The organism is Stenotrophomonas sp. GL_111 (assembly GCF_057835245.1).
The window spans coordinates 2,059,419-2,084,124 of sequence record NZ_CM174421.1; the positions used below are offsets into that span (position 1 = coordinate 2,059,419).

Here is a 24,706-nt window from a genome sequence, read left to right on the forward strand (position 1 = left end):
GCGGGGCCGCGTGCCTCGCGGTCTGCGGCACCGGGGTGGAGCCTGCGTGGGTCCTGCGTCGATACCGATATCGGCCGTGGGCGCCCTCAACTTGAGTGCGCCACAGCGGTATTACTTGGCGAGCTGGTTGAGCTGGGAGGTGAGCGAGGAGGTCACCTGGCTCATCTTGCCCATCAACGCATCCAGGGCGAGGAACTGCTTCTTGTAGCGCGCCTCGACACCGGTCATGCGCACGTCCAGCGCCTTGCGACGCTTGTCGATGTCGGTCAGGGTGGTGTCGATGCTCTTGGTGCGCGATACGAACGCGCCTTCCTTGCCAACGGTGGTGCTGACATAGCCGTCGATCAGGTTGAACAGCTTGGCGGCCTGGCCGTCATCGCCGGTGATGGCGGTGCGCACCGCACCGGCCTGGTTGACCAGTGCCGCTTCGAACTTGGTGGCATCCAGTACCAGGCTGCCGTCCGCATTGGGATAGGCGCGGGTCTGCAGGCCCAGGGTCTTGGGGTCCAGGCCGGCCGCGGCCAGGTCCTTGAGCACGCCACCCATCACCGCGCGCAGCTGGCTGGAGGCGCCACGCATCTGTGCATCGCCGGTGAGCGAGGACGGTTCCTTGGTCTTGATGTCGTACTTGGTGGCCGTGTTGATCGCCGCGATCGCGCCGTTGTAGGCGGTCACGAATTCCTGCATGACCTTGCGCGCGGCGGCCACGTCGGTACTGATGGTGACGGTGCTTTCGCCGGGCTTCTTGAGGTTGAGGGTCAGGCCGGGGACCACGTCGGTGACGGTATTCTCGCTGCTGACCACTGCGACGCCATCGATGGTCAGCTTGGCATCGGCCGCCGCGGTGCGCTCGCTCATGCTGGCGGCCAGTGCGGTCAGGTCGGCATTGCCGGTGCCAGCGCGCAGCTTGATCGCGTTGGCGGTGCCGGACTTTTCCTGCGACAGCGACAGGAACTGGTCATCGCCGGAAGCAATCAAGGTGGTCTGCACGCCCAGGCTGCGCCCGGCTTTGTCGATCTTGGTGCGGATCGAAGACAGGGTGTCATCGGCCTCGACCTGGATCTCCAGCGACTTCATCTTGTCGCCCACACCCACATCCAGCGTCAGCGTTCCGACGCCGAAGGTCTTGGTCTTGGGCACAGCGGTGTCGGCGATCCACTTGTTGGCCGCGGCCAGCTGGGTCACGTTGACTTTGTGGCTGCCGGTGGCCGCCAGATTGGTGCTGGTCGCGGTCAGGAAGTCTTCGGTGCCGGTCTTGGTGACGCTGACCAGGCGCGCGTCGAACGCGGTGGACGCCTTGAGCCCCTTCAGCGAGGTGCTGAGCAGGTCGAACGCGGACTTGACCGTGCCCACCGCCGAGAGCTGCATCTTGGCCTTGGACTGCTGCAGGTTCAGTGCGTTGTCCGCCGGCTTGCGGTCAGCCGCCACCAGGTTGTTCACGATGGCGGAAATGTCCAGTCCAGAACCGATGCCGCCGTAACCGAAGTCAGCCACGTTGTTTCTCCTGTCTGTATGCCGCTGCGGCGATGCCGCGCGGTCATGCTGTCAACGAAATTAGCGGCCGGAGCCGCCAGGTCTTTAGAACCACGTTGATGCAGGAGTTGTGCCAGAAGCACCTGGCGGGTGGCGCATCGTGAAAATGGCACGCGCTTTGCAGGTGTTCCAGGGCAGGGCCGCGGTAAGAGGCCGGGCCGGTGGTCTGTAAAAAACCCTCCTCCAATGCAGAGGAGGGGTCAGGCTTACTGAAAAGCGGGGGGAGACGAAGCCACCCGGGGAGTTCAGTCAAAAAGACAGCGCTGATAACAGTAATACCGCAGGGGCGGGCCATGGCCACGGTGCCGACCATGGACATGGCCCGTTCCTGCGCAGCGGATGATGCGGGGTTGCTTTCGCCGCCGGCCGAAGCCGGCGGCGAAGGCGCGTGGATCAGCGCAGCAGGCTGAGCACGTTCTGCGGCACCTGGTTGGCCTGGGCCAGCATGGCCGTACCGGCCTGCTGCAGGATCTGGGTGCGGGTCAGCTCTGCGGTTTCCTTGGCGAAATCGGTGTCCTTGATGCGGCTACGCGACGCGGACAGGTTTTCCGAGGAGGTCTGCAGGTTGGCAACGACCGAGGTGAAGCGGTTCTGGATCGCACCCAGGTCAGCACGGGTGTTGTTGATGGCGCTCAGGGCCTTGTCAACCACTTCCATCGCCTGCTGTGCACCCTTGACGGTGGACACGTCGATCTTGTCGGCGAACGACTTGGCCACTGCCGTGGTGCTGGCGGCGACGTCGGCCGGGCCGGTGGCGCCGGTCCAGGTGCCGGTTTCCAGGGCGATGCCCAGGAAAGCGCCATTCTTGTCGACGCTGTCCTTGACCGAGGACAGGTTGATCTTGCCGCCGCCGGCCGCATCGGCCTCGGCGAGCACGCCGGTTTCACCGAGCTTGGCGTTGATCGCGCTGACCAGGGCCTTGGTGGCCGCATCCTGGGTCTTGGTGCCGTCGGCACCGCCCTGGGCGGCAACGTCGACGGTGTCGATGGCCACGGCAGCACCGGAGGCGTTGGTGATGGTCATGCCCGCGATCTTCACCGCGGTGGCACCGTCAGCCGGTGCGGCAGCGACGAAGCTGATGCTGTCGAAGCTGGCGCCGCCCAGGGCGTTGGCCTTGGCGTCCACGACCTTGTCGATGGCGATGGCCTGACCGGCATTGGCGCCGACCTGGAACAGCTGGCTGGAGAACGAACCGTCCAGCAGCTTGGTGCCGTTGAAGTCGGACTGCTTGGCAACGCGGTCGATTTCGCTGACCAGCTGGGTCACTTCGGCCTGCAGCGCCTTGCGGTCGCTGGCGGAGTTGGTGGCGTTGGAGGCCTGCACCGACAGCTCGCGGACGCGCTGCAGGTTGTTGCCGATTTCGGTCAGCGAACCTTCGGCGACCTGGGCCAGCGAAATGCCGTCGTTGGCATTGCGGATGGCGACGTCGGTGCCGCGGATCTGGGTACCAAAGCGCTCGGAGATGGCCAGACCGGCCGCATCGTCCTTGGCGCTGTTGATGCGCGAACCCGAGGACAGGCGCTGGATGGTGGTGGCCAGGGAGCTGCCGCTGGTGCTCAGATTGCGCTGGGCATTCAACGACATGGTGTTGGTGTTGATGACTTGTGCCATGGGAGTTCCTTCAGGCTTGGGTGGTGCGTGAGACGGTGGAGACGGCGCCGGTCAGGCCGGCGCCGTCGGATGCGGCGGCGATCAGCGCAGCAGGCTGAGCACGTTCTGCGGCACCTGGTTGGCCTGGGCCAGCATGGCCGTACCGGCCTGCTGCAGGATCTGGGTGCGGGTCAGCTCTGCGGTTTCCTTGGCGAAATCCGTGTCCTTGATGCGGCTACGCGACGCGGACAGGTTCTCCGAGGAGGTCTGCAGGTTGGCAACGACCGAGGTGAAGCGGTTCTGGATGGCACCCAGGTCAGCACGGGTGTTGTTGATGGCGCTCAGGGCCTTGTCAACCACTTCCATCGCCTGCTGTGCACCCTTGACGGTGGACACGTCGATCTTGTCGGCGAACTGCTTGGCCGGGACGGCCGGTGCGGTGGAGGCATCGGTGTAGGTGGCGCCGGTAGCGGCGACAGTGAAGCCCTTGTAGGCGCCGGTCTTGTCGATGCTGTCCTTGACCGAGGTCAGGGTCAGGCCGGTGCCGGCAGCGTCGACTTCAGCAAAGACGCCGGTTTCGCCGATCTTGGCATTGATGTGCGAGGCCAGCGCAGTGGCGGCGGCGGTACCGGTGGCGGCAACGCTGCCCGCGCTCTTGACGGTCAGGTCGGCAAAATCAACCTTGGCGCCCTTGCTGTCGGTGATGCTCAGGCCGGTCAGGGCGATGTCGGCGGTGGCGCTGCCGGCAGCGGCGATGGCAACCGCACCGGTGGCGAACTGGGCGCCGCCCAGGGCGTTGGCCTTGGCGTCCACGACCTTGTCGATGGCGATGGCCTGACCGGCATTGGCGCCGACCTGGAACAGCTGGCTGGTGAAGCTGCCGTCCAGCAGCTTGGTGCCGTTGAAATCGGACTGCTTGGCAACGCGGTCGATTTCGCTGACCAGCTGGGTCACTTCGGCCTGCAGCGCCTTGCGGTCACTGGCGGAGTTGGTGGCGTTGGAGGCCTGCACCGACAGCTCGCGGACGCGCTGCAGGTTGTTGCCGATTTCGGTCAGCGAGCCTTCGGCGACCTGGGCCAGCGAAATGCCGTCATTGGCATTGCGGATGGCGACGTCGGTACCGCGGATCTGGGTACCAAAGCGCTCGGAGATGGCCAGACCGGCCGCATCGTCCTTGGCGCTGTTGATGCGCGAACCCGAGGACAGGCGCTGGATGGTGGTGGCCAGGGAGCTGCCGCTGGTGCTCAGGTTGCGCTGAGCATTCAACGACATCGTGTTGGTGTTGATGACTTGTGCCATGAGGAGAGGTCCTTGAGCAGTGCACGTACGATGGGTTAGACGCCCCTGACGTGCTTCAGGGGCGGCTCATGTCAGCGCTGCAACAGGCTGAGCACGTTCTGTGGAACCTGGTTGGCCTGGGCCAGCATGGCGGTGCCGGCCTGTTGCAGGATCTGGGTGCGGGTCAGTTCGGCCGTTTCCTTGGCGAAGTCGGTGTCGCGGATGCGGCTGCGCGATGCCGACAGGTTTTCCGAGGAGGTCTGCAGGTTGGCGACGACGGAGGTGAAGCGGTTCTGGATGGCGCCGAGGTCGGCACGCACGCTGTTGACCGATTCCAGCGCCTTGTCGACAATTTCCAGTGCCTTCTGTGCGCCGACGTAGGACGACACGTCGAGGTCCTGGACGAAGCCGGGCGTTGCGGTGGCAGCGACGGACGTCGGGGCGGCGGCGGTGGAGTTGACCAGGCCCAGGGCGGTGCCGCCGGTGATGACCAGGTCCTGGTCGGCCTTGACCGTGGTCATCTTCAACGCATAGGTGTCGGGGGTACCGGTGGTGGTGATCACTTCGGCATACACGCCGGCTTCGCCGATGCGGGAATTGATCTGGGCGGCGGCCGAGGCGGCCAGTTCGCTGGTGGTCTTGCCGCTGATGGTGCCGATGGTGGTGCCATTGATGGTCAGGCCGGTGATGTCGGTCTGCGCGGTGATGGCGGTGACAGCGGTGCCGGTGGCGGCTGGGGCGAACTTGGCGTTGCCCAGCGAGCTGGCCTTGGCATCGACGACGTTGTTGATGGCGATGGCCTGGCCGGCATTGGCGCCGACCTGGAACAGCTGGCTGGTGAAGCTGCCGTCGAGCAGTTTGGTGCCGTTGAAGTCGGACTGCTTGGCGACGCGGTCGATTTCGCTGACCAGCTGGGTCACTTCGGCCTGCAGCGCCTTGCGGTCGCTGGCGGAGTTGGTGGCGTTGGACGCCTGCACGGCCAGTTCGCGGACGCGCTGCAGGTTGTTGCCGATTTCGCTGAGGGAACCTTCGGCGACCTGGGCCAGCGAAATGCCGTCATTGGCATTGCGGATGGCGACGTCGGTGCCGCGGATCTGGGTGCCGAAGCGCTCGGAAATTGCCAAGCCGGCGGCGTCGTCTTTTGCGCTGTTGATGCGCAGGCCCGACGACAGGCGCTGGATGGTGGTAGCGAGCGAGCTGCCGCTGGTGCTCAGGTTGCGCTGAGCGTTAAGCGACATCGTATTGGTGTTGATTACCTGTGCCATGGGTCGTCTCCCTTATTGGAATCCCGGTGGTGAATGAAACGAAGCGCCGCCGATTTTTTTGTTTGGCTGTGTGCTTCGCTGTTGCCAAATGAATAACGGCGCTTTGTCAACAACCTTTAGGCAGAAATGTCGCCGGGGTTGTCTGAACCGCTGTCCGGGGCCATGGCGTGGCTGCCGGACATAAGGGTTAACGGCCGGCGGAGCGGGAATTCAAGGGTTTTTTTGCGAATGCCCGGTGCAGGGGCGGCGCCTGCCCGCCACCAACGGGGCCCAACGCTCGCCTCACACCCAGAACGAAGCCGCGGCTGTTGATCCGGGCGTGAGACACCCCTCCAAGGGGAGAAGAACAAAAAAAAGGCCGCGATGCTGTGCGCATCGCGGCCCTGGGGCGAACCAGGACGTCGGTTCAGCTCATCGAATCATGTTGAACAACGACATCGACTGCATCTGCGAGAACAGGGTCTGCGCGGCCTGCAGGGCGGTCTTTTCGAGCTGGTACTGGCTGATCGCGTCGGCGTAGTCGAGGTCGCGCATCTGCGAGAGAGTGCCCTTGAGCGTGACCGCGTTGGCTTCACGCATGTCCGAGGCATTGTCCAGCGCCTTGAGCTGGGCACCGCCGGCGGCGCGGGAGTCGATCATGCGCTCGGAGGCGCGGGCGACGTCGCGCAGGCCACTTTGCAGGAGGTTCTGCTGGGCGGCGGCCTTGGCGGGAGTACCGGTGTCCATCGACAGCGAGCCGATCAGGCTGTCCAGGGTGCTGAAGATGTCGCGGCTGGTCGAGGCGGTGACCTCGAAGCGATCCCCGGCGGCGGGCTTGCCTTCGATGTGCAGGCGCACGCCGTTGACCACCACGTCATCGCCCGGCTTCATGCTGCCGGTGGAGACCACCGTACCGCCGGCATCGAGCACTTCGTACTGGTCCGCGGCGGTGAAGCGCAGGCTGAAGGCCTGGCCGTTCCAGCTGTCGGTGCCGTCGCGGGTTACGTTGGTGAGCACGCCGGTGCCGGTGTTACCGGTGGCGGCGCCACCGTCGACCTGGCCGTCGCCGGTGACGATGCGCAGGAAGATCTCGCTGCCGGGCAGGGCATCGCGCACGTAGGTATCCGGGCCGACTTCGACCTCGCGCTGGGTCTGGTCGCCGTTGTAGACCACCTTGCCGTCGACCTGGCTGAACGGCGGGCTGCCGTCGGCGGTGCCGCCGAACAGGTAGCGGCCGGTGCCATCGGTGCTGTTGGCGAGCGCCAGCAGATTGCCGCGGATCGCTTCGATTTCCGTGACCATGGACTTCTTGTCGGCCGGGGCCAGCGCCGGGTTGTTGGCGTAGATGGTCAGTTCGGTGATGCGGCCCATCATGTCGCCGACCTGGGCCAGCGCGTTTTCCTGCTGGCCGAGGCGGTTCTGCACGTTGCCGGCATTGAGCTGCATGCGCTCCAGCGCGGCCAGGGTCCGGTCCAGGCCGACCGCGCTGCCGGAGGCGACCGGGTCGTCCTTGGCGGTCACCAGTTTGCGGCCGGTGGCGATCTGCTGTTCCAGGTGGCTCATCTTGGCCTGCTTGGCCATCATCAGCGACACCGACTGGTTGAACATCATCCCGGTGGAAATGCGGTTGTTCATCGCGAGACGGCCCCCAGGATGGTCTGGAACATGTTGTCGGCGGTGGAAATCAGCTGCGAGGCGGCCTGGTAGGCCTGTTGCAGGCGCAGCATGTCCGAGGCTTCCTCGTCCAGGTTGACGCCGGAGACGCCATCGCGCGCGGCCTGGGCCTGGTCGGTGATGACCTGCTGGGCCTGCAGCGAATAGTCGGCGGCGCGGGCGGCGGCGCCGACCTGGGTGGTCAGCCCACCGAGCGCACCGGTGAGGGTCACGGTGCCGGCGTTGAAGGCCTTGGCATTTTCGACCTTGGCCAGCAGCAGGGCGTTGCTGTTGTCCGAGGAGCCGGCCGGGGTGGGGCCGATGCTGAACGTGTCGCCGGTCTTGGGCGCACCGTCGAGCACGAAGCTCCAGCCGTTGGCGCTGATGGTCTGGCCGGCGGTGTAGGTGAACGGACCGGTACCGTCGATGGTGTACTGGGTACCGCTGGTGAACACGATGGCGGCCGGATTGCGCAGGTTGGCATTGGCGTGGTCGGTGACCTTGACCCCGGTGAGCTTGCCGGTGCCGGTGTTGCTCAGCCCGGCGCTGCCCTTGATCGGGGCGGCAGCAGCGATGCGCGAGGTATCGGTGATGGCCACCGACATGTTGCCGGCGACACCGGCCGTGGGCTGCAGCAGCATGCGGTCGTTGGCGGCCGGGGTGCCGCTCATGACCAGTTCGACGCCGTTGATCTTCAGCGGGTCGGTGGCGCTGCCGGTGCCGGTCATGGGGATCGACGCACCGGTGTCGGCGCGGCTGGCCTGCCACTGGGTGCCATCGAACTTCAGCACGATGTTCTGCCCATCCAGCTTGGACAGATCGCCAAAGCTGGCGGCCATCGTCGCGCTACCGGTGTTGTTGGCGTTGCTGGTGATGCGCGGGTTGCCGATGTTGAAGAAATCACCGCCCAGGTTGCCGTACAGGTCCGCACCCTGGTGATGCACGTCGTTGAAGCTGCTGGCCAGGCCGATCGCCAGCTTGCCAAGTTCGGCCTGGGTGGGCGTGAGCACGGTGTCGCGGAATTCCAGCAGGCCACCGATCTGCCCGCCGATGGTCTTCGGCTCGATGGTGATCTTCTGGCCCTGGCTTTCCAGCGCCAACTGCAGGCGCTCGGGCATGTACGGGTCGGTGACGGTGGTGACCTTGGAGGCGGTGGTACCCACCACCAGTGCCTGGCCGCCAGCGGTGTAGACGTTCATGATGCCGCCGTCCTGCATCACCGCGTTGCCGCCGGTGTAGCCGACCAGGTTGGCGATCAGCTGGTCGCGGCGGTCGAGCAGGTCCGGCGCGGCGTTGGCGGCGTTGCCACCGATCACACCGTTGAGCTGGGCGATTTCCTTGGCCAGCCGGTTGATCTCGCTGGCACCGGCGATCAGGCCGTTGTTGACCTCGCCGTTGAGGTTGTCGAGCTGGGCATTGAGCTGCTGGAAGCGTCCGACCAGGCTCTTGCCGCTGTCGAGCATGCTCTGCCGGTCGGCCGTGCCCGAGGCGTTGGAGGACAGCCCGCTGACCGAGTCGAAGAAGTTCGACCAGACCCCGGCCACGTTGGTCGCGGTATCGGAAAACATCGCATCGACGCGGTCGGCCATGGTGGACAGCTGCTTGAGCCGGGCCAGTTCGCCACTGCCATCGAGCAGGCGCGAGATCGCCAGCTGGTCGGCGACGCGGCGGATATCGGTGATCCGGGTGCCGTTGCCCACATCGCCATACCCGTAGTTCTGCGGGTTGGCGGTGGCGAAGTCGACCTTCTGCCGGCTGTAGCCGGGCGTGTTGATGTTGGCGACGTTATGGCTGGTGGTCGCCAGTGCGCGCTGGAAGGCGAGCAGGGCGCTGGTGCCGGTGGAAAGTACGCTGGACATGGGTTACCTCAACGACGGATGACACCCAGCCCGGTCGGGCTGGCGGTGCTGGCAAAGGTGCGGCCCAGGCGCTGGCTGGCATCGCCCACGGCGGCAACGGCGCGCTCGATGGTCGGGCCGCCGGCGATCGCGGCGATCTTGGCCGCGTAGGCCGGGTCGGTGGCATAGCCGGCCTTCTGCAGGCCCTGGGCGAAGCTGCGGACATCGCCGCCGGCCTGCAGCGCGTTCTGGTAGCGCGGGCTGTTCTTGAGCAGCTTGACGTAGTCGGCGAAGCTGTCGGCGACCGAGCCATAGGCACGGAAGCTGGCGGTTTCGTTGCGGCGCACGCCATCGACATATTCATGGGTGCCGGTGGTGGCGCGCTCGCCGCTCCAGCCACTGGCCTTGATTCCGAACAGGTTGTGCGAGCTGCCACCGCCATTGCGCTGGATCAGCTTGCGGCCCCAACCGGTTTCCAGCGCGGCCTGGGCGACCAGCGCCTTGGCATCCACGCCGAGTTCGCGCGCGGCCTGCTGGGCATGACCCCAGATGCTGGCGACGAAGCCTTCCGGGGTGTGCGCGCCGAGCTGCGCGGCCGCGGTGCTGCCGGCCAGCGTGTCCACCGCGCCGGGGGCGCGGCTGCCGTTGCCGTTGAGGTCGCGCCAGCGGTCATCGGACATCGCCGCCCAGTTCTCCTGGGTGGGTTCCTGCACGCCAGCGGCGGCGCTGTACGGATCACTGCGGCCGATCGCCTCGTGCATCTGGCTGCTTTCGCGGCCGGCGATCAGGTCCAGCGCACGCTCCATCGGCTGCAGCACCGCCGAAGGCTCACCGCCATTGAGCTGCTGCAACAGGTCCACTTCGCGTGGCGCCGTCGCCGGGGCGTTGGCCGCGGGCAGCGGCATCGCGGCAGCGGCGGGTGCGTTGAGCCGGTACGCGCGCAGCGCCGCCGCCGGATTCAACGTGGTATCGGTCGGCTTGGTCGCCTCGCCCTCGGCCGCGCCGAGCTGGCGGGCGATCATCGTCGACAGCCCCAGGCCACGGCCACGGGTCATGGTTTCGGCGATCTTCTTGTCGTACATCTCGCGGAACATGGTGTTTTCGGCGGGGAACAGCGAATCGCCGAAACTGGCATCGCGCATGCTTTTGACCAGCATCTGCGCGAACTGGCCTTCCAGCTGGCGCGCGACCTTGTCGATCTTGGCCGGGCTGTTGGGCTGGGCCGGGTTGAGCTCCAGTGCGGGTTGAATGCGCATGTCAGATCACCTCGAGTTCGGCGCTCAGCGCGCCGGCCTGCTTGAGGGCTTCCAGGATGGCGATCAGGTCGCCGGGGGCGGCGCCGACCGCGTTGACCGCGTGCACGATTTCGTCCAGCGTGGTGCCGCCGGTGAACTTGAACATGCGGCTGCCATCGTTGGTGGCGGTGATGGTGGACTGCGGGCTGGCCACCGTCTGGCCGTTGCTGAAGGGGCCGGGCTGGCTGACGTTGGTGTTCTCGTTGATGGTCACAGTCAGCGAGCCATGCGAAATCGCTGCGGCGCCCACGCGCACCTGCGAGCCGATCACCACGGTGCCGGTACGGGCATTGACCACCACCTTGGCCGGCGCGCTGCCGGGGGTGAGTTCCAGGTTCTCGATACGGGCCAGCAGGCCGATCCGCGCGCCCGGGTCGGCCGGCGACTGCACCGACACGGTGACGCCATCGACGGCGCGCGCGGCGCCTTCGCCGAAGGCGCTGTTCAAGGCCGTGACCATGCGCGAGACGGTGGTGAAGTCGTTCTTGTGCAGGTTCAAGGTGATGTCACCGCCGGCGCTGAACACGTCGGGCAGGGCACGCTCGACCGTGGCACCGTTGGGAATGCGGCCCACGCTGGGCACATTGACCGAGACGCGCGAACCGTCCTTGCCCTGCACGCCGAAGCCACCGACCACCAGATTGCCCTGGGCGATCGCATACACCTGGCCGTCGGCGCCCCGCAGCGGCGCCATCAGCAGCGAGCCACCACGCAGCGACACCGCGTTGCCGATCGAAGACACGGTGATGTCGATCGGTTGGCCGGGCTTGGCGAACGGCGGCAGCTCGGCATGGATCGCCACGGCGGCCACGTTCTTCAACTGCGGGTTGACGTTGGCCGGCACGTTGACGCCGAGTTCGCCGAGCAGGTTTTTCAGGCTCTGCACGGTGAAGGGCGCCTGGCTGGTGCGGTCGCCGCTGCCATCCAGGCCCACCACCAGGCCGTAGCCGACCAGCGCATTGCTGCGCACGCCGCCGACCTGGGCCAGGTCCTTGATGCGTTCGGCAGAGGCGGGGGCTACGACCACCAGCATCGCCAGCGCGCCAACCAGGGCGCGCATCACGTAGAGCGACGCCATGCGTCGCTGCCCCAACAGAGAGAAGAAAGAAGTCATGTCAGGCTCAGAACGGCGTCAACGCCGAGTTGAAGAAGCGGCTCAGCCAGCCCATCGCATTGGACTGGGCCACCGGGCCGCGGCCGCCGTACACGATGCGGGCATCGGCGACACGGCTGGACGGAATGGTGTTGTCGGGGAAGATGTCCGCGGCGCGCACGATGCCCTGCACCTGCACCAGCTCATCACCCTGGTTCAAACGCAGGTTCTTGGCGCCCTGGATCACCAGGTTGCCGTTGGGCAGGCGCTGGATCACCGTGACCGTCACGCTGCCGAGCAGGCGGTTGCTCTGCGCGGTGGTGCCCTTGCCGGCGAAATCGCGCGATCCCTTGGCGCTGGCACTGAGGATGTCCCTGCCGCCCAGCGTCACCGGTGCGCCGAAGATGGTCGGGGTGCCGATGCTCAGGTCCGATTCCTTGGCGGTGGTGGTGTTGGCGGTGGTCTGCGCGGTGGTGTTCTCGGTCAGGGTGATGGTCAGCAGGTCGCCGACATCCCGCGCGCGACGGTCCGAGTACAGCTGCAGGCCGGGACCAGCGGCGTAGATCGCGCCGGCGGTGGCTTCGGCCACCGGTGCCACCACCGGGACGACCGGCGCCATCGCCGGGTAGGGCCGGACATCGCCGGCAATCACGCAGCCGCCGAGCAGGGCGGTCACGGCGCTGGCAAGCAGCAGGCGAAGGGTAGGGCGCAGGGGCGACATGGCAGTTTTCCGGTGGGGCCGATCAGACGTTCTGGTTGAGGTAACCGAGCATCGCGTCGGTGGTGGAGATCGCCTTGGCGTTCATTTCGTAGGCGCGCTGGGTCTCGATCATCGACACCAGTTCTTCGACCACGTTGACGTTGCTGCCTTCCAGCGCGCCCTGCACCACGGTGCCCAGGCCATTCAGGCCGGGGGTGCCGTTCTGTGCCGGGCCGGAGGCGGTGGTTTCCAGGAACAGGTTTTCACCGCGGGCCTGCAGGCCGGCCGGATTGACGAAGTCGGTCAGGGTCAGCGAGCCGATCTCCACCGAGGCGGCGTCGTCGGCCATCTTCACGCTGATGGTGCCGTCGGTACCCACGGTGAGCGACTGCGCGCCTTCCGGAATCTGGATGCCCGGCTGCACCGGGTAGCCGCTGTTGGTGACCAGTTCGCCCTGCTGGTTGCGCTGGAACGAACCATCGCGGGTATAGGCCGAGGAGCCATCGGGCATCTGCACTTCAAAGAAGCCGCGGCCGTTGACCATCACATCCAACGCGCGGCCGGTCTGCTGCTGGCTGCCCTGTTCGAAATTCTTGGAGGTGGCCACCACGCGCACGCCGGTACCGATCTGCAGGCCGGTGGGCAGCTGGGTCTGCGCCGAAGACGCGCCGCCAGGCTGGCGGACCTGCTGGTACAGCAGGTCTTCGAAGCTGGCGCGGTCCTGCTTGAAGCCGGTGGTGTTGGTGTTGGCGAGGTTGTTGGAAACCACCGACATGCGCGTCTGCTGCGCATCCAGTCCGGTCTTGGCGATCCACAATGCCTGGTTCATGGCGATGTTCCTGTATTGGTACGGGTTGCCCCATGGGGGCCGTCACTAGGGCAATGCATGGCGCGTGCCAGAACCGCGCCGGATTTACGTCGTTGCGGTGCGCGCATCAGCCGCCCAGGCGCAGCAGGCTGTTGGCACTGCGCGCGTTCTCGTCGCCGTGCTTGATCACCTTCACCTGCATTTCGTACTGGCGCTGCAGCTGGATCATCTGCACCAGCGCACCGGCGGCGTCGACGTTGCTGCCTTCCAGCTGGCCGCTTTCCAGCGACTTGCCCTGGGCCTGCGCGAACGGCTGCTGCGGGTCGGTGTTGCGCATCAACCCGTCCAGGCCGCGTTCGAGCTTGTCATCGGCGGCCTGCACTACGCGGATCCGGCCGATGTTGGCCATGGTCTGCGGACCTTCGCCGAGCGGGATGATCGAGATCGTGCCGTCGTTGCCGATATCCATCGCCTGGTGCGGCGGAATGGCGATCGGCGCGCCGTTCTCATCCAGCACCGGATGGCCGCCGGCGGTCACCAGCTGGCCATTCGGGGTGATCGACAGCGCCGCACCCCGGGTATAGGCCTCACCGCCGCCCGCCGGGGCCTGCACCGCCAGCCAGTTGCCCGACTGCAGCGACAGGTCCAGCGGGTTGCCGGTGATCTGCTGTGCGCCCATGCGCCTGTTGAAACCGGCGTCGACGTGCAGGGCGTCCACGCGCGAGGCGTAGCCGCTGCCCTTGACCGGGAAGGCCTCGGTGTTGGCGAGGGCCTCCTTGAAGCCAGGGGTATCGGTGTTGGCCAGGTTGTGCGAGAGCGTGCCCTGTGCCTGCAGCGAGGCACGTGCACCGGTCATCGCCACGTAGAGCGCCTTGTCCATCGTTGTAATCCCGTGATGCGGTCAGTGGCTCATCAACGGATGTTGATGATGGTCTGGGTGATCTGGTCCTGCGTGGAGACCATCTGCGCGTTGGCCTGGAAGTTGCGCTGGGCGGTGATCATGTTGACCAGCTGCTCGGTCAGGTCGACCGTGGAGGCTTCCAGCGAACCGGCCTGGATCTTGCCCAGGTTGGAGCTGTCCGGAGCGCCGGTACGCGGCGTGCCGGAGTTGAAGGTTTCCACCCACAGGTTGTTGCCCTTGGCTTCCAGGCCCTGCGGATTGTTGAAGGTGGTCAGCGCCACCTGGCCCAGCGCCTTGTCGTCGCCGTTGGAGTAGCGCGCGTAGACCACGCCTTCTTCGGACACGGTGATTTCGTTGAGCTTGCCCGCCGCATAGCCGTCCTGCTGGGTGTTGCGCAGCGCGAACTTCTCGCCGTACTGGGTGGACCCGGTGACATCCAGGGTCAGCGCCAGCTGGCCGGCGCCGGTGCTCGGGGTGAACGGGGTCAGGGTGATCTTGCCGTTGGCGGGCGCAGTGAGCGCGCCGGCGTTGTCGAACGTCAACGTGGTCGGCGCACCGGCAGCCTGGCCGTCGACATAGTTGTAGACCTGCCACTGGTTGGCGGTGGCGGTCTTGACAAAGTACGAGGTCTGCACATGGCCTACGCCCAGCGAGTCGTACACGGTGACGCCACCGGTGGAATGGTTGTAGCTGTTGGAATCCTTCGGGTCGAACGTGGTGACCGTGGGCACCTTGGCGTTGGCCGGCAGGGTGAAGCTGACATTGACGCCGCTGGTCTGCTTGGGCGGGCTGTCGGTGGTCAGCAGCTGCAGGTCGACCATGCGGCCGCTGTCGAAGTTGGTGCCGTCCGCGTTCGGTGCGAACACCTGCAGGCGTGCACCCTGCGGGTTGGTCACAAAGCCGGCCTGGTCGGTCTGGAAGTTGCCGGCACGCGAATACACGCGGGCACCGTTCATGGACATGGTGAAGAAGCCTTCACCGGAAATGGCCATGTCCAGGCTGCGCCCGGTCTGTTCATTGTTGCCCTGCGAGAACTGCTGGGCCACGTTGGTCAGGCGCACGCCGGAGCCGATCGCATTCTTGGACAGGCCATAGCTGGTGGCCGAGAACAGGTCGGCGAACTCGGCGCGCGATTCCTTGAAGCCGGTGGTGTTGACGTTGGCGATGTTGTTCGCGGTGACGTTCAGATCGGCATTGGCAGCGTTGATGCCGGACAACGAGACATTGAAGCCCATGGGAGTTCTCCTGGTATGCGGGTGGGGTTGGCTCAGCTGATGCGGAGCACGTAGTCGATCGGGGCCGTGCCCAGGCCCTTGAGATTCAGGTACAGACCGTCCGAGCCGACGGTGACGCTCTCCACCGGGGCCTGCACGTAGGTGTTGACCTTGGTCTTGGTGCCGGCGGCATCGACGTGGTTGGCGGCGATGGTGTAGCTGCCCGCCTCCATGCGCTTGCCGCTGGCATCCTTGCCGTCCCACTCGAAGGTCACTTCACCGGCGGCCTTGGCCTCGACGCTGATCGAGTTCACCTTGACCCCGTTGGCATCGGTGATGTCCACGGTGACGAAACCCGCACCCGGTGCGGCAACCATGCCGCTGGTCTTGCCTTCGGCTTCCAGCGACCACTTGGGCGAGGGCACCAGTACCTTGTGGCCCACCAGTGCCGCGCCGCGCAGGATCTGGTCGCTGGACATCGCGCTCTGGAAGCCCTTGACCGTGTTGTTGAGGTCGGTGATGCCCTGGACCTGCGAGAACTGCGCCATCTGCGCCACCATCTGGGTGTTGTCCATCGGCTTGAGCGGATCCTGGTGCTGCAGCTGCTCGGTCATCAGGCGCAGGAAATCGGCCTGGTCCAGCGTGCTTTTCTTCTTGTTCTTGTCGCTGTTGGGCGCGTTCAGGCCCAGCGCGGAATAGATGTCGCTGTTGTTCTGGCCAACGCCGCTGGTGCTGCTCATGACGGTATGTCCTGCAAAGGGGAGGGTCAGCGACCCATGGTCAAGGTGGCCAGCGCCAGTTCCTTGGCGGTACTCAGCATTTCCACGCCGGCCTGGTAATTGCGCGAGGTCGAGATCAGGTTGACCATCTGCGCCACCGGGTCCACGTCGGGCTGGTAGATGTAGCCGTCGGCATCGGCAAGTGGATGGCCAGGCTCATAGCGCTTGATCGGCGCCGCCTCGCTCTTGCTGATTTCCTTGACCTGCACCGTGGTGATGTTCGGGTCGGTGCGGCTAGTCACCGACTGGAACACCGGCTCCAGCGGCTTGTAGACCGCCTCGGCGCTGCCGGCGACGGTGTCGGCGTTGGACAGGTTCGAGGCAATGGTGCTCATGCGCACCGACTGCGCCTGCAGTGCCGAACCGGCGATATCGAAAATAGGCAGGTTGCTCATGGCTTATTGCCCCGTGATCGCGGTGAGCATCGAGCGCACCTTGGATTCAACGAAACTCAGCGACGCGCGGTACTCCAGCGCGGCGCGGCCGTAGGCGGCACGCTCGGCATCCGGGTCCACCGTATTGCCGTCGATGCTCGGCTGCACACCTTCCTTGGTGACCTGGAAGGGATTGAGCCCGCCGCCGATGGCGTAGTGCTGCTCGTTGGTGGTCTTCATCAGACCATTGCTGTCCAGCCCCTGGGCGTTGCGCAGGGCGGCATCGAAGTCCAGGTCCTGGGCCTTGTAGCCGGGGGTGTCGGCATTGCTCAGGTTGCTGGCAATCAGCTTCATCCGCTGCTCGCGCAACGGCATGGCCTGGGCATGGACCCCCAGATAGTCGGAAATCAGATTGGGCATGACGCACTCCCACGGGACGATGTGGGGAGTGGTGCAAGGCGCGTGCCAGAAGGGGGAGGGCAGTCGCCGCCACGGGCGGCAGCCACGCATGGCGTGGCTCTACCTGTTCTTCAGGTCACAAGGCGCCGACCCGCTGTCAGCGGGTCGGGGTGGGTGGGGTTGCGGGGCCCTGAGCGCCATGGATGGCGCGACGGAGCCTACAGGGACGTACTTGCGGCGTGCCCCGCAATCCCACCCACCCCGGCCCAGCCGGCAGCAGACCCACCGCCGCCGTTGATCTTGATCTTGGTCCTGATCCTGGGCCTCAAGCCGCAGCAGCCACCTTGCGCAACCGGTCCAGCAGGAAGTCGGCCAGCTCGTGCGGCGAATACTTGGCCACGAAGGCATTGGCGCCCACGCGCTCCACCATCGCGTTATTGAAAACGCCCGACAGCGAGGTGTGCAGCAGCACGTACAGCCCGGCCAGGCCCGGATGGCGCCGGATTTCCGTCGTCAGCGTATAGCCGTCCATTGCCGGCATCTCGATGTCTGAAATCACCATCGCATAGCGCTCGGCCGGGTTCTCGCCGGCTGCGTGGATCTGCAGCAGGTGGTCCAGCGCCTGCTTGCCGTCCGAGAGCAGGGTCGCCCCGACCCCCAACTGGTCCAGCACGCTGCGGATCTGCTGGCGTGCCACCCGCGAATCATCCACCACCAATACCTGCAGCTGCGGGCCATCGGCCGGCAGCGCCAGCGACGGGTCCAGCACCGCCTCGCCGCGGATCTGGGCGATATCGGCCAGCACGCTTTCCACGTCGATCACCTGGATCAGCTCGCCCTGGAACCGCGTCACCGCCGTCAGATAGCTCGACTCCGCACCCAGTTCCGGCGGCGGATGGATGTCCTCCACCGCGATGTTGACGATCCGTTCCACCCCGCTGACCAGGAAACCCTGGATCGAACGGTTGAACTCGGTCACCACCAGGTAGCCCGGTGCCTTGTCCGCGTCCGGCTCGCGTTCGGGGTGTCCGATCGCCAGCCCCAGGTCCAGCACCGGCACCGAGCGGCCACGGACATCGGCCACACCGGCGAACTGGCTGGGCAGCCCGGGTACCTGGAACAGGTCCGGACGGCGCAGGACTTCCTGCACCTTGAACACGTTGACGCCAAAAAGCTGACGTCCGCCGAGCCGGAACAGCAGCAGGGCCAGACGATTGTGGCCGGCCAGGCGCGTACGCTGGTCGATGCGGTTGAGCAGGTCATGTGACATGGGGGTGGTATCGGCGCTACCGCGCCCGACTTGAGCCCGGCCGTGCACCGGCTCCGGCACGCCGCTTGCAGGACGCTGCGCATGTGCCTTGCCCGTGGAGCCACCATGCGTACCTTCCTTCTTGTTGTGTTGGCCCTGGCCGCCTGGCCTGCGCTGGCCGCTGGCGGCTGGCAGCCCGTGGACAGCATCCGCAACGCCGCCTTGTCGACCCTGCCCAGCGGCAGCGAAGGCGACACCACCCTGGACTCGGCCCTGCGCCTGCCGGCCTGTAGCCAGGCCCTGCGTGCGCAGCCCACCGGCACCAGTACCGTGGAAGTCAGCTGCCCCGATGCCGGGGGTTGGCGCCTGTTCGTGCCGGTCAAGATCCGCCGCAACCAGACCGTGCTGATCCTCAATCGCGGCATTGCCGCTGGAGAAGTGATCGCCGTGGCCGATATCACTACTGCACAGCGTGATGTCGCCCGCATCGCCGGGGCGGCACTGGCCGATCCAGCGGCTGCGGTCGGCCGCGTCGCCCGACGCACGCTGGCGGCCGGCAGCCTGCTGGCCGCCAATGATCTGGTCGCCCAGCGGTTGATCCGCCGCGGTGACAGCGTCGCCCTGGTCTCGCGCCGGGGCGGGGTGGAAGTCCGGGTCGCCGGCAAGGCGCTGGCCGATGCGGGTGAAAATGAACGGGTTTCGGTGGAGAATCTGTCGTCCCGCAAGGTCGTACAGGGTACCGTGGCCGCCAGTGGCGACGTTTTTGTGACGCGTTGAACACAATGCTGAATCGACGACGGAATCCGGATAAAAAACTGCAAAACCCCCTAAAGATGGCGGCCCCGATGCCGTTATCCCTTGTGAACCGCACTCCCAGGACAACCCCATGAGCCAGAAAATCGACGGCAACCTGCAGGCCAACGCCCATCTGCGCAGCGTCGCTGCCGGCAGCAAGCCCAGTGTCAGCGCCGATTCCCCGGCGCGCCCGGTCGAAGCCGTCGACAGCCTGCGCCTCACCGGCGAGGCCACCACGCTGCAGGCCATGCAGCGCGAACTGAGCACCGCCCCGGCCATTGATGCCCAGCGCGTCCAGGCCGTGCGCGAGTCGCTGCAGAACGGTACCTACAAGATCAACCCCGATGCCATTGCCTCGCGCATGCTCGAGCTGGACCAGCAGCTGCAGGGATGAAGCTGGCGATGAGCGAGCCATTGCAGCGCCTCAGCGATGCCTTGGACGTCGAGCGCCAGGCGTTGGTCGAACATGATGTGCAGGCCCTGATCCGCGCCACCGGTGCCAAACTCGATGCCCTGCGGGCACTCGAGGCGGCGCTGCCGGTGGGCCAGGCCGAGCGCCTGCAGGAGCTGGCCGAGCGCAACCGCGCCAACGGCGTGCTGCTGTCGCGCCGGCGCCGCGAGGTCAACTGGGCGCTGCGCCAGCTCGGCCGGAGCGAAGAGTCCTCGGCGTACGACGCCAAGGGCCAGGCGCACACCCTGCACACGCGGCGGCCGCTGGCCGTCGCCTGATCTCTCCGCGGTGGCCGGCGCCTGGCGCGCTGGGCTGCCGTCTTTTTGGGTGGACGCGTATATTGGGCGCCTGTTTCGACTGCCCGATGTGACCGTGACCGCCACTTCTCCTCTTGTCACCGCGCCGCTGCCCTCACCGGCGGTCCTGCTTGCCCTGTTCGAGCGGATCAACGAAGGCGTGCTGCTGTTCCGCGAAGATGGCAGCGTCTCGCTGGCCAACGCCGCGGTCAGTGAAATGCTCGGCCAATCCGAGCGTGACGCCGGCCAGGGCCCGGCCCAATGGCTGCGCCAACTGCTGCCGCCGGATGCGCTGGAACACGCGCGCCTGCACGGCCACTGGAACGGCAGCCTGCCGGTGGGCGAGCGCATGGTCATCGCGCATGTCTACCAGCATGACGATGCCGGTCAGCGGCATTACCTGGCCCTGTTCCGCCGCATTGAAGGCCAGGAAGACTATGAGCGCGAGTTGCAGCAGCGTCACGCCGAGCTTCGCCAGGCCTACCTGCGCCTCAACGGTACCCAGGAGAAGCTGCTGCAGTCGGAGAAGATGGCCTCCATCGGCCAGCTTGCTGCCGGTGTGGCGCACGAGATCAACAACCCGATCGGTTACGTGCACTCCAACCTGGGCAGCCTGCAGGAATACCTGCGCAGCCTGTTCACCGTGATCGAGGCCTACGAGCGTGCGTTGCGTGCGCCGGACCCGAAGGCGCTGATCCCGGAAATCGACGACATCCGCAACCGCTTCGATATCGACTTCATCAGCCGCGACCTGCCGCAGCTGATGGCCGAATCGCGCGAGGGCATCGAGCGGGTGACCCGGATCGTGCGCGACCTGAAGGACTTCTCCTATTCCGGCCGGGACGAGTCCTGGAAGCTGGTCGACCTGCATGCGGGTCTGGAATCGACCATCAACATCATCTGGAACGAGCTCAAGTACAAGGTGACCCTGCACCGTGAGTTCGGCCAGCTGCCGCTGGTGGAGTGCCTGCCGTCCGAGCTCAACCAGGTCTACATGAACCTGCTGCTCAACGCAGGCCATGCCATCGCCGAGCGCGGCACCATCACGGTCAGCACCGGGGTGGACGGGGACCATGTCTGGGTGGAGTTCGAAGACACCGGTGGCGGTATCTCGCCGGAGCTGCGCCAGCGCATCTTCGACCCGTTCTTCACCACCAAGCCGGTGGGCAGCGGCACCGGGCTGGGGCTGTCGATTTCCTACAGCATCATCAACAAGCACCACGGCCGCATCGACCTGGACAGCACCCCGGGCGTGGGCTCGAAGTTCCGCCTGGTGCTGCCGATCAAACAGCCGCGCTGATCACTCCTCGTCCGGGGCCGCGATCGCCGCCGGTGGCGCGGTATTCGCCCGGCGCTGCTCCTCGTGCGTGCGGAACGCCTGGTGGATGTGCTTGCGCAGCTCGTCGTCGTTCCACGGCTTGGTCAGGAACCGGTAGATCGCGCCGCGGTTGATCGCGTCCGTCACCGTGTTCAGATCGGTGTAGCCGGACAGCACCAGGCGGATCGTGTCGGGGTAGAGCATCTTCACCCGGCCCAGGAATTCGGTGCCGCTCATGTCGCTCATGCGCTGGTCGGACAGGATCACCTGCACGTCGTTGATCGCCAGCAGGTCGAAGGCATCGCGGACGTTGCCCGCGGCGAGAATGCGGTAGCCGTCGCGGCGGAACAGGCGCACCAGCGAGCGCAGCACATTCTCCTCATCGTCGAGCAGCAGCAGGGTGCGGTCCGGGCGGGTTTCGGCGAAGGCTTCAGGGCGCAGGTAGCGGCGGCGCAGGGTCATGCCGGCGGCATCGGCGGACATCGGCTCGCCGAACAGATAGCCCTGGAACACATCGCAGTCATTGCGGCGCAGGAAGCCGAGCTGGGCCTGCGACTCCACGCCGTTGGCAATCACCGTCATGCCCAGCTGGTGGCCCATGGCGATGATCGCGCGCGCGATGGCCGCCTCGCGGTTGCCAGCCGGGGCGCTCTTGATGAAGCTGCGGTCGATCTTCAGCTTGTCCACCGGGTAGCGCACCAGCGCACTCAGGCTGGAGTCGCCGGTGCCGAAGTTGTCCAGGCTCAGGCTGATGCCTTCGTTGCGCAGGTTGACCAGGGTTTCGTGGACGAAATTGACGTTGTTGGTCAGCGCGCTTTCGTTGATCTCCAGGGTCAGCATGTGCGCCGGCACCCCGGCGGCCTGCATCAGCGACATCACTTCGGCGAAGAAGTTCGGGCGCAGCAGCTGCAGGGTGGAGACATTCACCGCGATGGTGAAATCATCAAACCCCTGGTCGCGCCACAGCCGCGCCTGCTTCAGCGCCCCCTCCAGCACCCAGGTGCCGATCTGCACGATGATGCCCAGCCGCTCGGCGGTGCGCATGAAGCGCTCGGGCACCAGCATGCCCAAGGTCGGCGATTGCCAGCGCAGCAGCGCTTCCATGCCCACCACGTGGCCATCGCGGGCGCTGACCAGCGGCTGGTAGCGCAGCTTGAGTTCGCCATTGGGAATGGCATCCACGATCTGCCGCGCGATGATGCTCTCGCTGTGCGCGCTGGACGGCGTGTCCACCGCATGGATGCGCACCGCATTGCCGCCTTCGCGCGCGGCCTGGTGCAGCGCATCCTCGGCATGGTCGAGCAGCCGCGAGGTGCCTGTGGCGTGCTCCGGGCACAGGCTCACGCCCAGCTTGCCGGTCATGAACAGCGTGTACGGCAGCACCGACAGCGGCAGCTCGAGCTGCTGGCGGATCTCCTCGGCCAGGTCTTCGGGCAGCGGCACGTCAGCGCCGCGTGGGACCGCGATCAGGAACTCATCGCTGCCATGCCGCCACAGCTTGCCGCGCCCGCGCAGGTGGTGCTGCAGGCGCTGGGCCACCAGCACCAGCGCCTGGTCACCGACTTCGGCGCTCATGTTCTCGTTGACCGAGGCGAAGTGGTCGATGTCCACATGCATCAGCATCAGCGGGGTGCCGCCGGAAGCGGCTTCGGTCACCATCGCCTGCAGTTCGGGATTGCCCGCGCCCAGGCGCGGCGGCGCATCCTCGATACTGACCAGGGGCAGGGAAGGGTTCCACATAAGGCTTAGTGTTCCAGGGTATCGGTGGTGGTCGAATCGCTGCTGCGGTAAGGCAGGTACAGGTCGACCAGGGTGCCGGCGCCATGCGCCGATTCAATTCTCAAAGTGCCGCCCACGCTCTGCGCGCGTTCGCGCATCACGATCAGGCCCAGCCCGCGCGGGCCATCCGGGTCGAAGCCTTCGCCATCGTCGCGCACCTGCAGGTGCAGCCCGTGGTCGCCTACGTCGTGCAGTTGCAGGCTGACCTGGCTGGCGCGGGCATGCCGCAGCACATTGGTCAGGCTCTCCTGCGCGATCCGGAAGCAGGCCTGCTCGATGTCGCCCTGCGGGCGCCGCGGCAGCGGCTGGATATCGGGCACCAGCTCGATCGCCGCCGAGCGGAACAGCACGCTGGCCTGCCAACGCAGTGCGGCCTCCAGCCCCAACGCGTCCAGCTGCGGCGGGCGCAGCAGGGTGGAAATATCGCGCAGCTTGCCCACCGTGGCATCGGCGAGCTGGATGATCTGCGCCAGGTCTTCTTCACGGCGCTCGGCGTCGGCCTCGTCCTGCGCGGCATAGGCGGACAGCTTCATCGCGGTGATCGCCTGGCCGATATCGTCGTGCAGGTCGCGCGAGATCGCCCGGCGCTCGTCCTCCTGCAGCGAGAACAGCCGCCCGGCCATCGCCTGCAGCTCACGGTTGCTGGTTTCCAGCGCCTCGCGGATACGCTCGGGCTCGCTGAGGTCGCGCACGATCAGCAGCTTGCAGTTGCGCCCGCCGTAGCGCACATCGCCCACCGCCAGCCCGGCCTGGAAGCGCTCGCCATCCAGCCGGCGCATGCAGATCACTTCACCTGCGCCGGTAGCGGGCAGCGGGAGCGGGGCGAACAGTTGGGCGCGCACGCGACCCAGGTCCTGGCTCGCCACCAGTTCGGCCAGCGGCTCGCCGAGCAGGGTGTGCTGGCCATAGCCGAACTGCGCCGATGCGCAGGCATTGGCGTACAGCACGTGCTCATCGGACAGGATCACCACGCCATCGGGCAGCACCCGCACCAGCTCGCGGAACTGCTCCTCGCGCTCGCGCAGCAACCGCCGCGATTGCTCGCGCTCGGTCACGTCCTGCAGGGTGCCCAGCACGCGCGGGCGGCCGGCATCGTCGTGGCCACTCTCGGCGCGCAGGTGCACCATCAAGGCGCGCCCGTCCATCGCCAGCAGCGGCAGCAGCACGTCGATCTGCACCCGCTCGCCGGCCACATCCTGCAGCAGCTGCTCGGTAAGCGCGGCGGTGGCCGGATCGGCCGGAATCAGCAGTTCCTCGAAGCGGTGCCAGCGGCGTGCTTCCGGCGGGCGCCGGCCGAGCAGGTGGTAGACCTGGTTGGAGTAGCGGCCCAGCCCGGTGCCCGGGTCCACTTCCCAGGCGCCGATCCGGGCCATTTCATGCGCTTCCTCAACCCGCGCCAGCGCCACGTCACGGCGGCGCAGGGCCTGGTCCTCGCTGGTACGGTCGATGGCAATCAGCAGCCGCGCCTCGTGGCCGTCGTAGTCGATGGCGCTGCTGCGCATCTCCATCCGCCGATGGCTGCCGTCCTTGAGCACCAGGTCGGCGGTGATCACGCACAGCTGCTCGGGCTGCTCGCGGATCTGTTCGAGCTTGGCTGCCAGTGTCTGGGCATCGCCGCTGGGCCACAGCGCGGTGATCGGCATCGCCATGAATTCGTCGCGGTTCCAGCCGAACAGGCTGCTCGCGGCCGGATTGACGTCCAGGATCGCCAGCGAGTGCAGGTCGTAGACCAGGATCGGCCCCGGATTACCCTGGAACATCTGCCGGTGGCGGCTGTCCGAACGTTCCAGCTGCGCATGGGTCTGCAGCACATGCTGGGCCAGCGGGCGCAGCAGCAGGTAGATCAGTGCGGCACTGGCGATGACGAAGAAGGCGCCCTTGGCGGTCTGCCAGTGCGCGGCCGACTGCATGTCGTCGGTCAGCAGCTGTACCGCCGCGTCGCTGCACAGGATCCACACCAGCGCCAGCACCAGGTAGGCCAGCACCACCCGCCAGCGGTCGCGGCGCAGGCCTTGGGCGAGCGGACGGTCGGGGGTGGGCAGGGACGGCGGGCCGGACGGGTCGACAGGCATGGGGCGGGGCAGGGACCGGAATCAGGGCGGGCGATATGCATCTTAGT

The 24,706-nt window shown here is 66.6% G+C and carries 22 protein-coding genes; 4 read left to right on the top strand and 18 right to left on the bottom strand.

From position 1 onward, the window contains the following. Nucleotides 1-111: 111 nt before the first annotated feature. The 16 genes from fliD to AC3IPM_RS09555 form a co-directional block, all read right to left on the bottom strand. Nucleotides 112-1,494 (bottom strand): flagellar filament capping protein FliD, encoded by a 1,383-nt coding sequence (gene fliD, locus AC3IPM_RS09480; RefSeq protein WP_489303780.1) that lies wholly within the window; start codon nucleotides 1,492-1,494, stop codon nucleotides 112-114. A 432-nt stretch (nucleotides 1,495-1,926) separates the two neighbouring features. Continuing rightward, nucleotides 1,927-3,144 (bottom strand): flagellin, encoded by a 1,218-nt coding sequence (locus tag AC3IPM_RS09485; RefSeq protein ID WP_489303782.1) that lies wholly within the window; start codon nucleotides 3,142-3,144, stop codon nucleotides 1,927-1,929. Nucleotides 3,145-3,225: 81 nt separating this feature from the next. After that, complete coding sequence (locus AC3IPM_RS09490; RefSeq protein WP_489303784.1) at nucleotides 3,226-4,422, bottom strand: flagellin; 1,197 nt, start codon at nucleotides 4,420-4,422, stop codon at nucleotides 3,226-3,228. 71 nt (nucleotides 4,423-4,493) lie between these two features. Next, nucleotides 4,494-5,666, bottom strand: a complete 1,173-nt coding sequence (locus tag AC3IPM_RS09495) for a flagellin (RefSeq protein ID WP_489303786.1) — start codon at nucleotides 5,664-5,666, stop codon at nucleotides 4,494-4,496. A gap of 411 nt (nucleotides 5,667-6,077) precedes the next feature. Beyond that, the gene (flgL, locus tag AC3IPM_RS09500; protein ID WP_489303788.1) at nucleotides 6,078-7,280 is read right to left on the bottom strand and encodes a flagellar hook-associated protein FlgL; all 1,203 of its coding nucleotides are present in this window, start codon (nucleotides 7,278-7,280) and stop codon (nucleotides 6,078-6,080) included. Beyond that, complete coding sequence (gene flgK / locus AC3IPM_RS09505) at nucleotides 7,277-9,157, bottom strand: flagellar hook-associated protein FlgK (RefSeq protein WP_489303790.1); 1,881 nt, start codon at nucleotides 9,155-9,157, stop codon at nucleotides 7,277-7,279. The genes flgL and flgK overlap by 4 nt, the downstream gene beginning before the upstream one ends. Nucleotides 9,158-9,165: 8 nt before the next feature. Beyond that, nucleotides 9,166-10,392, bottom strand: coding sequence for a flagellar assembly peptidoglycan hydrolase FlgJ (gene flgJ / locus AC3IPM_RS09510; RefSeq protein ID WP_489303792.1), 1,227 nt, complete (start codon nucleotides 10,390-10,392; stop codon nucleotides 9,166-9,168). A gap of 1 nt (nucleotide 10,393) precedes the next feature. Beyond that, nucleotides 10,394-11,509: a flagellar basal body P-ring protein FlgI gene (locus AC3IPM_RS09515; protein WP_489303794.1), complete on the bottom strand. Its 1,116-nt coding sequence runs from the start codon at nucleotides 11,507-11,509 to the stop codon at nucleotides 10,394-10,396. Between the two features lie 43 nt (nucleotides 11,510-11,552). Next, on the bottom strand, nucleotides 11,553-12,245 hold the full coding sequence (flgH, locus tag AC3IPM_RS09520) for a flagellar basal body L-ring protein FlgH (protein ID WP_489303796.1): 693 nt from the start codon (nucleotides 12,243-12,245) through the stop codon (nucleotides 11,553-11,555). Between the two features lie 22 nt (nucleotides 12,246-12,267). Next, nucleotides 12,268-13,053, bottom strand: coding sequence for a flagellar basal-body rod protein FlgG (gene flgG / locus AC3IPM_RS09525; protein ID WP_489303798.1), 786 nt, complete (start codon nucleotides 13,051-13,053; stop codon nucleotides 12,268-12,270). A 106-nt stretch (nucleotides 13,054-13,159) separates the two neighbouring features. Beyond that, nucleotides 13,160-13,912 carry a flagellar basal body rod protein FlgF gene (locus AC3IPM_RS09530; RefSeq protein WP_489303800.1) on the bottom strand — a complete coding sequence of 251 codons (753 nt, stop codon included), beginning with the start codon at nucleotides 13,910-13,912 and terminating at the stop codon, nucleotides 13,160-13,162. 32 nt (nucleotides 13,913-13,944) lie between these two features. Next, nucleotides 13,945-15,168, bottom strand: a complete 1,224-nt coding sequence (gene flgE, locus AC3IPM_RS09535) for a flagellar hook protein FlgE (RefSeq protein WP_489303802.1) — start codon at nucleotides 15,166-15,168, stop codon at nucleotides 13,945-13,947. Between the two features lie 32 nt (nucleotides 15,169-15,200). Further along, nucleotides 15,201-15,887, bottom strand: a complete 687-nt coding sequence (locus tag AC3IPM_RS09540; RefSeq protein WP_489303804.1) for a flagellar hook assembly protein FlgD — start codon at nucleotides 15,885-15,887, stop codon at nucleotides 15,201-15,203. 26 nt (nucleotides 15,888-15,913) lie between these two features. Beyond that, nucleotides 15,914-16,321 (bottom strand): flagellar basal body rod protein FlgC, encoded by a 408-nt coding sequence (gene flgC, locus AC3IPM_RS09545; RefSeq protein WP_489303806.1) that lies wholly within the window; start codon nucleotides 16,319-16,321, stop codon nucleotides 15,914-15,916. 3 nt (nucleotides 16,322-16,324) lie between these two features. Further along, nucleotides 16,325-16,720, bottom strand: a complete 396-nt coding sequence (flgB, locus tag AC3IPM_RS09550) for a flagellar basal body rod protein FlgB (protein WP_228886938.1) — start codon at nucleotides 16,718-16,720, stop codon at nucleotides 16,325-16,327. A 304-nt stretch (nucleotides 16,721-17,024) separates the two neighbouring features. Further along, on the bottom strand, nucleotides 17,025-17,969 hold the full coding sequence (locus AC3IPM_RS09555; protein WP_489303808.1) for a chemotaxis protein: 945 nt from the start codon (nucleotides 17,967-17,969) through the stop codon (nucleotides 17,025-17,027). A gap of 105 nt (nucleotides 17,970-18,074) precedes the next feature. Between AC3IPM_RS09555 and flgA the strand changes: the two genes are divergently transcribed. The 4 genes from flgA to AC3IPM_RS09575 all read left to right on the top strand — a co-directional run bounded on the left by flgA (nucleotide 18,075) and on the right by AC3IPM_RS09575 (nucleotide 20,790). After that, entirely contained in the window at nucleotides 18,075-18,725 is a 651-nt protein-coding gene (gene flgA, locus AC3IPM_RS09560; RefSeq protein WP_489303810.1) for a flagellar basal body P-ring formation chaperone FlgA, read from the top strand. Nucleotides 18,726-18,834: 109 nt separating this feature from the next. Beyond that, a complete protein-coding gene (gene flgM, locus AC3IPM_RS09565) occupies nucleotides 18,835-19,137 on the top strand; it encodes a flagellar biosynthesis anti-sigma factor FlgM (protein ID WP_489303812.1) in 303 nt (100 codons plus the stop codon). Nucleotides 19,138-19,139: 2 nt separating this feature from the next. Continuing rightward, the gene (locus AC3IPM_RS09570) at nucleotides 19,140-19,472 is read left to right on the top strand and encodes a flagellar protein FlgN (protein ID WP_489304077.1); all 333 of its coding nucleotides are present in this window, start codon (nucleotides 19,140-19,142) and stop codon (nucleotides 19,470-19,472) included. Between the two features lie 88 nt (nucleotides 19,473-19,560). Further along, on the top strand, nucleotides 19,561-20,790 hold the full coding sequence (locus AC3IPM_RS09575) for an ATP-binding protein (RefSeq protein WP_489303814.1): 1,230 nt from the start codon (nucleotides 19,561-19,563) through the stop codon (nucleotides 20,788-20,790). Here AC3IPM_RS09575 and AC3IPM_RS09580 read toward each other — a convergent pair whose 3' ends face one another. Both AC3IPM_RS09580 and AC3IPM_RS09585 read right to left on the bottom strand, forming a co-directional pair. Continuing rightward, nucleotides 20,791-22,548 carry an EAL domain-containing protein gene (locus AC3IPM_RS09580; protein ID WP_489303816.1) on the bottom strand — a complete coding sequence of 586 codons (1,758 nt, stop codon included), beginning with the start codon at nucleotides 22,546-22,548 and terminating at the stop codon, nucleotides 20,791-20,793. Nucleotides 22,549-22,553: 5 nt separating this feature from the next. Then, nucleotides 22,554-24,659, bottom strand: coding sequence for a sensor histidine kinase (locus AC3IPM_RS09585; RefSeq protein ID WP_489303818.1), 2,106 nt, complete (start codon nucleotides 24,657-24,659; stop codon nucleotides 22,554-22,556). Nucleotides 24,660-24,706: the final 47 nt, after the last annotated feature.

Bases quoted from the DNA above. Each gene is read 5' to 3' on its own strand.
- AC3IPM_RS09485 (WP_489303782.1), bottom strand. From the start codon at position 3,144: ATGGCACAAGTCATCAACACCAACACCATGTCGTTGAATGCCCAGCGC.
- AC3IPM_RS09490 (WP_489303784.1), bottom strand. From the start codon at position 4,422: ATGGCACAAGTCATCAACACCAACACGATGTCGTTGAATGCTCAGCGC.
- AC3IPM_RS09495 (WP_489303786.1), bottom strand. From the start codon at position 5,666: ATGGCACAGGTAATCAACACCAATACGATGTCGCTTAACGCTCAGCGC.
- flgL (WP_489303788.1), bottom strand. From the start codon at position 7,280: ATGAACAACCGCATTTCCACCGGGATGATGTTCAACCAGTCGGTGTCG.
- flgK (WP_489303790.1), bottom strand. From the start codon at position 9,157: ATGTCCAGCGTACTTTCCACCGGCACCAGCGCCCTGCTCGCCTTCCAG.
- flgJ (WP_489303792.1), bottom strand. From the start codon at position 10,392: ATGCGCATTCAACCCGCACTGGAGCTCAACCCGGCCCAGCCCAACAGC.
- AC3IPM_RS09515 (WP_489303794.1), bottom strand. From the start codon at position 11,509: ATGGCGTCGCTCTACGTGATGCGCGCCCTGGTTGGCGCGCTGGCGATG.
- flgH (WP_489303796.1), bottom strand. From the start codon at position 12,245: ATGTCGCCCCTGCGCCCTACCCTTCGCCTGCTGCTTGCCAGCGCCGTG.
- flgG (WP_489303798.1), bottom strand. From the start codon at position 13,053: ATGAACCAGGCATTGTGGATCGCCAAGACCGGACTGGATGCGCAGCAG.
- AC3IPM_RS09530 (WP_489303800.1), bottom strand. From the start codon at position 13,912: ATGGACAAGGCGCTCTACGTGGCGATGACCGGTGCACGTGCCTCGCTG.
- flgE (WP_489303802.1), bottom strand. From the start codon at position 15,168: ATGGGCTTCAATGTCTCGTTGTCCGGCATCAACGCTGCCAATGCCGAT.
- AC3IPM_RS09540 (WP_489303804.1), bottom strand. From the start codon at position 15,887: ATGAGCAGCACCAGCGGCGTTGGCCAGAACAACAGCGACATCTATTCC.
- flgC (WP_489303806.1), bottom strand. From the start codon at position 16,321: ATGAGCAACCTGCCTATTTTCGATATCGCCGGTTCGGCACTGCAGGCG.
- flgB (WP_228886938.1), bottom strand. From the start codon at position 16,720: ATGCCCAATCTGATTTCCGACTATCTGGGGGTCCATGCCCAGGCCATG.
- AC3IPM_RS09555 (WP_489303808.1), bottom strand. From the start codon at position 17,969: ATGTCACATGACCTGCTCAACCGCATCGACCAGCGTACGCGCCTGGCC.
- flgA (WP_489303810.1), top strand. From the start codon at position 18,075: ATGCGTACCTTCCTTCTTGTTGTGTTGGCCCTGGCCGCCTGGCCTGCG.
- flgM (WP_489303812.1), top strand. From the start codon at position 18,835: ATGAGCCAGAAAATCGACGGCAACCTGCAGGCCAACGCCCATCTGCGC.
- AC3IPM_RS09580 (WP_489303816.1), bottom strand. From the start codon at position 22,548: ATGTGGAACCCTTCCCTGCCCCTGGTCAGTATCGAGGATGCGCCGCCG.
- AC3IPM_RS09585 (WP_489303818.1), bottom strand. From the start codon at position 24,659: ATGCCTGTCGACCCGTCCGGCCCGCCGTCCCTGCCCACCCCCGACCGT.